Annotated in this window: 9 protein-coding genes; 8 read left to right on the top strand and 1 reads right to left on the bottom strand. The window is 35.3% G+C overall.

Annotated features, from left to right (window positions below; all coding sequences use genetic code 11):
- Positions 1-265 precede the first annotated feature (265 nt).
- The 7 genes from HQ37_RS05650 to HQ37_RS05675 all read left to right on the top strand — a co-directional run bounded on the left by HQ37_RS05650 (position 266) and on the right by HQ37_RS05675 (position 9,707).
- On the top strand, positions 266-1,264 hold the full coding sequence (locus HQ37_RS05650) for an IS110 family transposase (RefSeq protein ID WP_036881373.1): 999 nt from the start codon (positions 266-268) through the stop codon (positions 1,262-1,264).
- Between the two features lie 685 nt (positions 1,265-1,949).
- Entirely contained in the window at positions 1,950-2,378 is a 429-nt protein-coding gene (locus tag HQ37_RS05655; protein ID WP_036881375.1) for a DUF3408 domain-containing protein, read from the top strand.
- A gap of 257 nt (positions 2,379-2,635) precedes the next feature.
- Positions 2,636-2,851, top strand: coding sequence for a hypothetical protein (locus HQ37_RS08220; protein WP_018360925.1), 216 nt, complete (start codon positions 2,636-2,638; stop codon positions 2,849-2,851).
- A 156-nt stretch (positions 2,852-3,007) separates the two neighbouring features.
- Complete coding sequence (locus tag HQ37_RS05660) at positions 3,008-4,819, top strand: ATP-dependent endonuclease (RefSeq protein WP_036881377.1); 1,812 nt, start codon at positions 3,008-3,010, stop codon at positions 4,817-4,819.
- A gap of 3 nt (positions 4,820-4,822) precedes the next feature.
- Positions 4,823-6,583 (top strand): ATP-dependent helicase, encoded by a 1,761-nt coding sequence (locus tag HQ37_RS05665; protein WP_036881379.1) that lies wholly within the window; start codon positions 4,823-4,825, stop codon positions 6,581-6,583.
- 20 nt (positions 6,584-6,603) lie between these two features.
- Positions 6,604-8,361 (top strand): hypothetical protein, encoded by a 1,758-nt coding sequence (locus tag HQ37_RS05670; RefSeq protein ID WP_036881380.1) that lies wholly within the window; start codon positions 6,604-6,606, stop codon positions 8,359-8,361.
- Between the two features lie 5 nt (positions 8,362-8,366).
- Complete coding sequence (locus HQ37_RS05675; protein WP_036881382.1) at positions 8,367-9,707, top strand: hypothetical protein; 1,341 nt, start codon at positions 8,367-8,369, stop codon at positions 9,705-9,707.
- A gap of 418 nt (positions 9,708-10,125) precedes the next feature.
- Here the strand turns inward: HQ37_RS05675 and HQ37_RS08495 are convergent, their stop codons facing one another.
- Complete coding sequence (locus HQ37_RS08495; RefSeq protein ID WP_081951781.1) at positions 10,126-10,335, bottom strand: hypothetical protein; 210 nt, start codon at positions 10,333-10,335, stop codon at positions 10,126-10,128.
- Between the two features lie 130 nt (positions 10,336-10,465).
- On the opposite strand from HQ37_RS08495, the gene HQ37_RS05680 reads away from it, so the two are divergent.
- Positions 10,466-11,383 (top strand): IS982 family transposase, encoded by a 918-nt coding sequence (locus HQ37_RS05680; RefSeq protein WP_036881383.1) that lies wholly within the window; start codon positions 10,466-10,468, stop codon positions 11,381-11,383.
- Positions 11,384-11,670 lie beyond the last annotated feature (287 nt).

The following is an 11,670-nucleotide window of genomic DNA, read 5'->3' on the forward strand; positions in this document are numbered from 1 at the left end:
CAAACACTCCAGAAGAAGCCTTCTCTAAACCTAGAACACATTGATAGTCAAGACCTAGTTGCCTAAGCTTATACCGAACTCACGTTAAGTTTATGGAACAGCTGTGGGGTGAACACTACACCTTGCTAAGCTTTAAGGCTTTTAGATGGCATTTGTCCCCACAGGCTGCCTTTTGTTGCTTGGGACCAGTTAGGATTTTAGACACAAGGTCTGTTAACAGCTTTAGTCGCAAGCAACGAATTCTCAATCACAAAAAATATTAGGTATGTTGTACAAAAACTATGTTGGCATTGATGTCTCGAAGCTGAGCCTCGATGTCTTTATCCGAGAAGCAAGCCTGCATCGGAAGTTTAGGAACGACAGCTCAGGCTTTGCACCTCTTGTTCAGTGGCTTAAAGGGCATGTTACTTGCTCTTGGCAGTCTCTCCTAATTTGCTTTGAGCATACTGGACTGTATTCGCTCTCCCTTGCCCAGTTCTTAGAGCAAGAGGGTACCACCTATGCCATGGTCCCAGCATTAGAAATCAAGCGTTCCTTAGGTATAACGAGGGGTAAAAACGATATCGTTGATGCTAAGCGTATCGCTGAATTTGCCTATCGATTCAGCGATAAAATTCTTCCAACGAAGTTACCCTCCAAGGATATTCAAAAACTTCACTTCCTCTTGACCATGAGAGACAAGATGATGGTAAATATCGCTGGCTACACGATGGCTCAGAAAGAATTATTTAGAGTCGTGTCTGTAAGCGAGTTGCCTACTATCGCATTAAGCTATCAGAATACTCTAATCACCCTAAAAGAAGAAGTTCGTAGAATTGAGCGAGAGATAAGATCCACAATCTCTTCCAATAATACACTAAAGACTACATTCGAGCTGATTACAACGGTCAAAGGAATAGGCTTCATTGTTGCATCATTTCTGATAGTCTACACCTGCAACTTTACACGCTTCAAAGACTGGCGTAAGTTTGCCTGTTATTCAGGGATTGCTCCCTTTGAACATCAGTCAGGCACAAGTGTACATGGGCGGACACAGGTAAGTGCGATAGCAAACCAACAAGTTAAAAGGCTTCTTCATTTGGCGGCAATGGCTGCGATACACTTTGACTCCGAACTTCGTGAATACTATATGCGTAGACAAGCGGAAGGAAAGAGCAAAATGGCTACAATTAACATTGTCAGGAATAAGCTATTAGCCAGAGTGTTTGCCATTGTGAAGAGAGGGACACCATTCGTTGATATACATCGATATGCCAGCACTTAGTGACAAGATTCACTAAAAGTTATTCTTACAATTAGCCATCTCGGATTGCTTTACAGGATAAGTGTGTTGTTGAAATGGCTAAAAGGGGGTTAGGTGCTCTAAATAAGTACCTAAGGGGCTTTACATCTATCATATAATCAATTTAATATCTAATCCCATTTGCATATTAACTTAGGATGCTATTTGCCCCGAAGCAAATAAATCCGTCCCGAAAAACGATATGTTATTCTCCCGAAATGTATGTTTTCAAAGCCATGAAATACCGACTTATCGCTTGTTGCAAAGTTACGACCTCTTGTCCCCAAAGCCATTAGGTGAGACGATGCCACAACTAACCAAATCGAAGCCACAAGTACGCACTAAAGAAAATCACGCTGATTACAGCATCACTGAGCCATATATTTGCACTGTCGAATATGTCGGTGAGGGTATGTGTCTTCGATAATATCACGTTTCGATGAGCGATATGAGCGAGGGTGTATATCAAAGAGCATATCATTGATTCTTTCACTCGAACGTGGGAATGTGCGAAAGCAGAAAGGGTATGAACGGAAGGATGCAACCCTACTGATACAAGCCGATTATTGGGCATATCATTGATAGTGGACATATTCATCTTCATCGGTAAATATACCGACAACGAAACGGACAGTGAATTGTATAACGACTATAAGATTAAGTAAGTATGAAAGAGAATCAAAACGGCAAGGTAGATCCCGTTGCCATCCGAGAACTTATTTCACAGGGTATTCCCATGAAAAGAAAAGAGCGTGAGATAAAACGCTCTCAATCAGAAGAGCAGGGTGTCGAATCAGAACGTCCAAATGACGAGCCAATATCAAAGGATTTTTCAAGAATCCAAAGAAGAGAAAGGCGAAAGGCTGACAAAGGCGATTATGAGTCGCTTTTCATCTGTCGCAACACTTTGAAAAATCGCAAGACCATCTATATTGCCAAAGAGCTACAGGATACATTGGCGGAGATAGTCATGTCTATGAGGAATAGAGATATGACTATCGGCATCTATGTGGAGAACATCATCCTGCATCATCTTGAGACCTACAAAGATGAAATCAACAGATTGGCAGAGATGAAATTCAAGAAGCTACTGTAATTCCCTATGTAAGACATCAATTTTATAGGGAAAATATGGGGATTTCCACAAAGAATTATCTCTATCTGCCGCTGCAAAAGCAAAATTCTGCAAAGTCTTGTCAAAAGACAAAAAGTAGAGTTTGGTCTGTTTTATATTCCTTGATTGTACAGAGACCCCCTTGTGAGTTTTATCAGCTTGCAAGGGGCGTTTTCTTGCCGTTTTATTCGTCTTCCTCGCCATGAATGAGTAAATTTGCAATCTAATTTATAACAAATATGATCATATCGCAGAAGACTATTGAAAAATTAAGAGAGCTAATAAATGAAGAAACAGAATATCATTCTGGTTCTAAACTTGTTACTTTTTTCAATCAATATGGATTTAGAGATGTGTATGGAAATGGCTTCCCCTCAAGATGGATATATACAGAAGAGAAAACACGTGCATTAAATGGGAAAGCCGAATTTAGAAATTATATTGATCCATTTTAGCAGATGTTAGAGCATTTTTCTCAGATGAGAATACCGCAAAAATTTGCTTTCAAGTATTGAAAACTGATTGAAGGTTGCATTCTTTCTAATAAGCATAAAACAAAATGAACTTCAGTATAATCGTTAAATAAAAACACTTCGTTTATTCAAACAACCATGTATATAAAGCAATTTAAAATAAAAAAATTTAGAGTATTTGATGAAGTTTCCTTACTCTTTAATAAAGGCATTAACATCATTATTGGAGAAAACAATTCCGGAAAAACAGCTATCATTGATGCTCTTAGGATCTGTCTTGGCTATGGAAAACCAGATGTAAATATCTATATTCAAGAATCCGATCTTCATCTCAACCCTTCTGACCCTAACAAATGCAACACAGAGATACAATTTGACCTTATTTTTGAGATCGAGTCAGAAATTGAGAGATGCTGTTTTTATGACTTTATTTCACAAGATTTTGAAAATCCAGAGTTCCAAACCATCCAATTTCATCTTAAATACTCATTAGAAGAAAATGGGAGAAGGCGTTTTTTTAAAAGAAGCGTATGGGGTGGCGATAATGAAGGACAACAAATTCCTTATGAAGCATTACAGGAGATATTTTACACTTATTTAGGGCCTCTTCGTGATGCAGTAAGTGGCTTAAAACCTCATTCATATAACAATAAGACAGCTCAGTTATTTAATAAATTGACGAAATACAGAAAAGGAGATGACACTATAAATCTAAGTGATGAAATAAAAAAGTCTTTAGCAGAAAAGCTTTACAGTGTTTTTGAAAGTGATGAATATGACTGGAAACACATATTGTGTGAGGGAAAAAGTAAGGTCAACGATCATCTTAACGGAACAGGCATCCTTGATAAATCTCCTCAAATAGAGATGAATTATGTTGGAAGAAAATTTTCTGATGTTGTGCGAGGAATAGAAATTAGAAGACCTATATACACAGAACCAGTAGAGCCTCGTCTTCAAAAATATTTTGAGATATATCAAAATGGATTAGGTGAAAATAATCTAATCTTTTCCTCCGTTGTTCTTGGTGATCTAATGAACCGGTGTGAAGATTCTGAATTAGAAATTTACAATGCTCTACTCTTGGAAGAACCGGAAGCTCATCTTCATCCACAATATCAAAATACATTTTTTGAGTATTTGAGCACACTCACAAATAGAGGGTTGCAGATATTCATTACATCACATTCTCCAACAATTACCGCGAAATCAGACATAGACAATGTAAAAGTACTACAGAGACAGGGAAGCTATGTCAAAGCATTTTGCTTTAACATTCTTAGTGAAGCAGATTATACAAATAGTAATAGAAAATATTTGAGGAAATTTCTGGATACCACCAAATCTCAAATGTTCTTTGCTAATGGAACTATATTGGTTGAAGGCATTGCAGAAGCAATCTTATTACCAATATTATCACGCAAATTTCTAAAACCTCGTAAGATTGATTTGGAAAAGAATGGAGTTGAAATTGTAAATATTGGAGGCGTAGCATTTGAACATTTCGCAAAGTTGTATAATCATGATGATGAAAACAAACGACTCTTTTCGAAATGTGCTATTATAACAGACTCTGATCCAACTGCAGATAAAGCAATGTCGGACAGAGCTGTTATAGCTCAAGGCTTAAAGAAAAACCATTTAGAAGTTACATTAGCTACGAACACTTTTGAACATGATTTATTTGAGACTTCAGATATAAACAGAAGCATAATGCGCACTGTTTATAGGAGCATGCATCCAGACACACAAGATCTACAAGGAGATTTTAATGTAGAAGTTCTGATGCAAAAATTAAAATCGAATAAAGATAAAGCTGAATTTGCGCTACAGTTGAATGACAGATTGATGAGAGAAGATAGCTTTGATGTTCCTCCTTACATAAAAGCAGCTATAGAGTTTGTAGTTCCAACACGAGAAATCTCCCAAGAAATGGCAATAGAGGTATAAGCTATGTTTGAAAGGTTATCACCCACTCAAAGAGAAATTGTAGATTGTCCGGATCGCAGAATCGTAGTTAAAGCTTGTCCAGGAAGTGGGAAGACGTTCTCTGTAACAGCACGTCTTGCAAGGTTATTATGCAATAATCAATTAAATAAGCATCAAGGCATTGCTGCAATTTCTTTCACACATACTGCATGCGATGAAATAAAAAACGGAATACAGAAATTCGGAGTTTCAAATGTCACTTATCCCCATTTCATTGGAACTATAGATAGTTTTATCAACAACTATATTTTCTTTCCATATGGTCATTTATTTATGGGGTGCAATAAGAGACCAGAGGTTATAGGTACCGAATACAACCCTTGGTTTAATTACGATGCAACGATAAGAAATTATGATAGGACAAAAATAATTGACCCCAACTATTATTTTGACAAAGTTTCCTTTGGTTTAAGTGACAATCTCCTTCGGCTAGCACCTTACCATGTATTTAATTTTAGAAAATCAGATTGGGATAATCCATATAAAAAAGACGGGAATCTAAAAAAGGTAATATCAGATCTGATTGAAATGAAAGTAATTCATTTTAGATCGGGGAAAGCAAATCAAGCAGACGCCAACTATATAGCGTACAAAATTCTAACGAAATATCCTGTTATAGCAAAAAACATTGCACAAAAATTTCCGATACTGATTGTTGATGAAGCTCAAGATACAACTGCCATTCAAATGGTATTGATTGATATATTAGACAGAGCCAATGTCAATTCAATTCTTTTGGTGGGAGATCCCGATCAGGCCATATTTGAATGGAATACGGCCGAACCGTCATTATTTATGGCAAAATATGATAGCCCTGCTTGGACATCTTTAGAACTGACTGAAAACCGACGAAGCTCAAGCAATATTTGTCGAGTGAATAATCGGTTCTTCAACAGTAATATGGTATCTGTATCTGAAGAAGATATTGACTATCCAGCTATACCTTCCATAGTCGGTCATTCAACCCAATCAGACTCTATAAATCAGATAAAAAATGATTTTGTAAATGAATGTCAGAAATTAGGCATTAGTGAAGATCATTATGCTATTACATATAGGGGAAGAAAATTTGGAGAAATACATTTTGGGTTAATGGATGAATCCAGAACTGATCAGAATGAGAAACCATGGGTTCATGGATATTATTATGTGAGAGATTTGGTTCATGGAAAATATCTCATAAACAAAGGTGCACACAAAAAAGGATTCTCCTTAATAGAACGTGGATACCACAAAATGCAAGAAGGTCAATCCTACATACCTATTGAGTTTATAAGGAATAAGATTAAAAACTTAGGATTCAGAAATTATCGAGATATAATATTCCAGTTTATACGCAAATTGCCTGATACGAATTGTACATTATCTCAATGGATTGCGCAGGCAAGAAATAACGGCTTAAATTTTTCTATAAATACAAATAAAGGGGATAGTAATATATCAAATCTTTTTCATGAGGACGGTATTACTACAACAGACATCCCCAAATATTTGAGAACAATTCATTCTGTCAAAGGGATGACATTAGAAGGAATGTTGGTTTTTCTTGTGAAGAAAGATGTATTTAATTATGCAACCCTTTTACCTCAAGCATATAATGCAACACCAGAAGGACTGGAACAGATGAGAATTGTATATGTCGCTTGTACACGCCCCAAGAAGTTATTATGGATAGCAGTTCCTGCTGAGGATGTCGGCGTTTGGACTAAGAAACTTTTAGAGTAATTACAAAGAGAGAATAACTTATGGATCAGTCATGGATTGAAATGCGGGATCTAAGAAAACGCAAATTGGATAAGTCAGTTTGGGTTCCACTAAGAGCTGAGAAAGAAATTCGAAATTCAGTTCGATTTGGCTTTATAGATTATACTGAAGAGTTTATTGGATATGGCTCTATAATGGTGCCAATAGATAAACAATCTTTTACAGAACAACTAGATTGGACTGATGTTGGAATTAGTCATACTCACAGTTGCTCATTTCATGATGATAAATATGTGCCTGCCGATGTTTATTACAACGATGATTTAGAAGGAGTAAACTTGGTTTTAAATCAAAGCTTTGACAATAATTTGGATTGTAACGAATGGCATCTACATCAGGACTTGGTTATAAGCTTAGGACTAAAAAGAGAAGGCGACATTTGGATTTGCCCAAGCAAAGGGTATGTAGAGGTTGCCAAACTCGAAAGGAACCAAGAAGGAAGCCCAATATTATTGCAAATCAAGAATCAATTTTTAAAAGATTACCTATGTGCTAGAGAATGTGGATTATATGTAACTTCTTATTTTAGTAGGGATAAAATTTATGAAAACTTCCCTGTTCTCTCATGGAAAGGAACTTCTAAAAATGAAAAAGAGGGACGAGATTTTTGGGAATGCAGAACATTGGAAATACATGAAGGGGGATTTCCTTTTGGACAAAAAATAGCAGTTTCTCATGTAGGAAGAATTGACATTGACGAAAATGAGGATGTTCCTGATATGACTTCTTTCCCAACAGATGAAAATGTGAAATCGGATTTTTTTGAGAAAAGTTTTCAAGGGAAGAAATTATATAGAATAATGTCTGAACTTTGGAAATATGACTGGATAAATCCTGCGAAGTCAAGTCCTATTATCTTAGGAGATGAACACCCCATTGATATATATTATATTACTGATGAGGAAGGCACAAAAGAGAGTGGCAATAGCCTGACTAAAGGAGGAAAATGGCTTTGGTTTAAGCCAGAACTAATTTCAAATTTATTGTCTGTAAGAGGCAGTTTCTTGAATTGGTATACTAGAGACACCGGAAGTGTTTCTTGTGCTCCGAATGGAGGAATTCATTTTGGAGTGAATGATTTAGGATTAATTACTGTCTATGCGAAAGATGTTGGATATTTGCCCGAGTGGCAACAGCAAATCTGGGCAGGGTTCAACATTGCTCCAGAAGGTGGAATATCTAAAGAATTACATGCGGCCCAGGTTAAAGCAGAACCTGCATCAACCCTTGCTCCTGAGGCTTTTATAGAAAGAGTAATAAATGAAATAAACGAAGAAGCTAAAAAACAATTAGATATTCGCTTTTTTAGAGGTCATCACTCCATTGGCGAAATAATTAAGTCAATTAATAGATTTAGGGCTATTGATGAGAAAGGCCTATTCTCCCTAGCAAAAGATATTGCAAGAATAATAGTGGATGATATCGATATAGAATCTGTTCAAAAAATTGCAGTTCCTCCTAAAAATACAAAATGGGGTTCTTTGAAAACAATTGAAAATCTATTTGCAATAAAGATTCATCCGGAAGATGCTAGAAAAATTCTAAGTCCTATTGTTGGCGTTTATGAATTAAGACATGGCGATGCTCATTTGCCAAGTAGCGATATCGAAAACTCATTTAGCTTAATACAAATTGACAGAAGTTTGCCTTGTATTACTCAAGGCTATCAGATGATATATGCGTGTGTAGATAATTTGTATGTAATTCTTCGAATCCTTAAAAAATGGAATGCTAAATAATAATTATGTCAAAAGTTGCAGGTTACTTTTTAATCTTAAATGAAAGCAGGTATTTCTCTTTTCAGGGGAATATATATGATAAATTTGCCGAACCTGTCCCGGAATTCAGTCATCCGAGGCATGTCCCATTAGTCTGTTTTATTACAAATGTATCTGGAAATATAACTCATATAGGACTGGGAAAACGTGGCGTACGTGCAGGAACAGACTTACGAAGACTTAATATAGAAAATATATTTGAACTCAAGAAGTCTGTTTCTGCTATCGAAATAGCTAATACTACAGGCTCTAGGGCGAAATCGCATCTGATTAATAAGATAAACTCTGGAGGGCTATTTTCTCCTAGAAGCTTTGAAGAATTTCTTAGTGCATTCTTGAAAAAATCCCCTGAAACAAATTTATTCTTAGACAAATACTCCAAAAGTAGGCAATTAAGGATTTCAAGACTCTCTAAGAATGTAAAGAAGTCATTAGCAGAGCAAAAGGAAGCTGTGTTAACAGCGATGAATATTGCCGGAATAGATAAGAGTAATGCACAAGGGTGGGATTATGATGAGGGCGAAAAGCCTTTATCGTTTCTTGATGGTATTGCTCAAGTAAGACTTCGGGAAGATTCTATGATAATAAATGATTTATCGAACATTCCGGGCTTTGATTTAATTAAATCAACAAAATATTCCTCTTCAGTATTTGAAAATGATAAAACACGTCTCACGGTCTTGCTGGCAAATAGATTACCATTAGAAGAACTTTTAGGAACTGATTTGATTTATTTCAATGAAGATTTTAAATGCTTTATTATGGTTCAATATAAAACCATGGAGAAAGAAGGGGACAAGTTTGTTTTTAGGCTTCCTAATTTGCAATTTTCAGAAGAGATATCTCGAATGGATTCAATAATCAAGTCTTTAAAATCAATGAGGGACAATGGATTTATAAATGATTATAGGTTTACTGAAAATCCATTTTTTGTCAAGATATGTCCACGATTAGAGTTTGATCCTTACAATGTTGGTTTAAGTACCGGAATGTATATACCTCTTGATTACATTAAAATGCTAGAGAATGACAAATGTATTGAAGGTAAACACGGTGGAAAAGCAATTAGTTACGACAATGTAGGAAGATATCTAGATAATACAGGATTTAAAACAATTATAGAAAGTGGATGGGTTGGCACTAATCAAAATCAATCACTCTTGATTGAAAAAATAATCAAAGACATATTGGAAAATGGTAAAACTGCTGTTCTCGCAATCAAGAAGAAACTTGAAAATAATTTTCTTTCTGAACAATTTGAAGAAAATGAAGAAGGATCAGATGATTTCGATAAATTACCATTTTAATGACTAATACCAATTGAAAAGACCGTAAAAAGAGATGAGAAAAACATTTTATATGAATTGGTTTCAATTTAGTCTGACAGTTAATGGGCATACAAATTAAAATTGTAATTGTCAGAACACAATCATCCGTAACAAATACACGGTTTTTTGTTTCGTATTTTAACCCAAATCGGTCATTAGAGATTTTGGAGAGCAAAGTGTTATGAATTACTATCAGTTATTGAAGAAAATATATTACTTCACTCATTATAATTGCTATATATCTTGTGTTCTTTGACAAAATGAAAGCGAAATTTTCTAATGACCGATTTGGGTTTAATTTATACTCCAATATGTCGTAGGAATATATAATTTATTTTAATAGTTATTGATAAGGTGTTTAAGAAATCTTGCTTCTTCTTTTCATATATGAGCGTATTTAAGAAATGAGTATCCAAAGTATTCCCCCGATGATGAGGGCATAAGTCAGAATGTACACTGCGATAGCCAAAGCGATGGTAAAGAGTAACCGAATGAGGAATTTTCTTGCACATATCCCTGCCAGCCAAAGCCAAACGCTTCCGCAACAAAGGAGAGAGCCTGCGAGTGCAAGTGCCACTCCAATTGATATTTTACGTGAGTTCGATATAACGATTACAATTATTTGTTTGAATAATCACCTGAACTCGGGATAAGAATAATACTCAAAAAAGTTGGTAATCTCGTTATATTTTTGTAAATTTATAGTTGAATGTCAATAACTTACAATTTATATAGCGATGATTACCAAAGACAAAATTACCGAAATCTTTTGTATTGCAGATGACTTTTGCAAAGAATTTGAGTCAGAAATTGATAAAATAGGGCTTCCTAATGATGCCAAGTGTAAGCATCGCCGTCGTAAATGGCGTATGAGCAAGTCAGAAATCATAACCATAATGATCTGTTTCCATTTTAATTCTTATCGTAACTTTCAACATTATTATATGTTCTTTGTAAAGGAGCATCTTGCAGATATGTTTCTTCATCTGTTATCCTATAATCGTTTTTTGGAGCTTGAAGCTAGAGTATCGGTAGAAATGATGATGTTCTTGCAAATATGTTGTTTTGGCAGATGTACTGGTATTAGCTTTATTGACTCTACCTGTATTCCAGTCTGCCATAATAAACGTATTTACCGCAATAAGGTTTTTAAGAATTATGCTACCAGAGGCAAAAGCACAATGGATTGGTATTTTGGATTTAAACTGCACCTTATCTGTAATGAACGAGGGGAAATCCTCAACTTTATGCTTACCAAAGCCAATGTAGATGATAGAAATGAAAATGTCTTTAATAGGCTTACTGACAATGTATTTGGAAAGTTATTTGCCGATAAAGGATACATCTCTAAAGGACTATTTGAAAAATTATTCAATGATGGGATTAACTTGGTAACAGGTATAAGAAGTAATATGAAAAATAAGTTAATCCCAATATATGATAGACTGCTTTTAAGAAAAAGATCTGTAATTGAAACCATCAATGACGAACTGAAGAATGTAGCTCAATTGGTCCACTCTAGACATAGAAGTGTCCTTAATTTTGCTATGAATGTATTATCAGCAATGGCTGCATATAGCTTCTTTGAAAAGAAACCTGAAGTCAATTTAGATTTCTGCATAGAACAACACAACGGTCAACTTTCTTTATTCTAAAGAAACAGTTTGCATTTTATATAAAAGGATTAGCCTCAATCTAAGACGATTGAGGCTAAATGGGTTTTAGGATAAATAAATTAGAGTAATAAAGTAATAAAAAGAAACTTATCCCGAGTTCAAGTTAATAGGAACATAGCGATAAAAGTACTAAATTTATAGTGTCCAATTATATCCCTTAAACGATTATCACTATGTGCAGGTTCAAGTATCAAGTGCAAATTTACTTTATAGCAGCGAAGAATACTTTTGCTGGGGATTTGAAACCCAACTTTTCTCTAGGCCTC

Source organism: Porphyromonas sp. COT-239 OH1446, from assembly GCF_000768875.1.
GTDB lineage: Bacteria > Bacteroidota > Bacteroidia > Bacteroidales > Porphyromonadaceae > Porphyromonas.

What these genes read in the sequence shown, in the direction of transcription:
- HQ37_RS05655 (WP_036881375.1), top strand. Translation starts at nt 1,950, where the DNA reads ATGAAAGAGAATCAAAACGGCAAGGTAGATCCCGTTGCCATCCGAGAA.
- HQ37_RS08220 (WP_018360925.1), top strand. Translation starts at nt 2,636, where the DNA reads ATGATCATATCGCAGAAGACTATTGAAAAATTAAGAGAGCTAATAAAT.
- HQ37_RS05650 (WP_036881373.1), top strand. Translation starts at nt 266, where the DNA reads ATGTTGTACAAAAACTATGTTGGCATTGATGTCTCGAAGCTGAGCCTC.
- HQ37_RS05680 (WP_036881383.1), top strand. Translation starts at nt 10,466, where the DNA reads ATGATTACCAAAGACAAAATTACCGAAATCTTTTGTATTGCAGATGAC.
- HQ37_RS05675 (WP_036881382.1), top strand. Translation starts at nt 8,367, where the DNA reads ATGTCAAAAGTTGCAGGTTACTTTTTAATCTTAAATGAAAGCAGGTAT.
- HQ37_RS05660 (WP_036881377.1), top strand. Translation starts at nt 3,008, where the DNA reads ATGTATATAAAGCAATTTAAAATAAAAAAATTTAGAGTATTTGATGAA.
- HQ37_RS05665 (WP_036881379.1), top strand. Translation starts at nt 4,823, where the DNA reads ATGTTTGAAAGGTTATCACCCACTCAAAGAGAAATTGTAGATTGTCCG.
- HQ37_RS05670 (WP_036881380.1), top strand. Translation starts at nt 6,604, where the DNA reads ATGGATCAGTCATGGATTGAAATGCGGGATCTAAGAAAACGCAAATTG.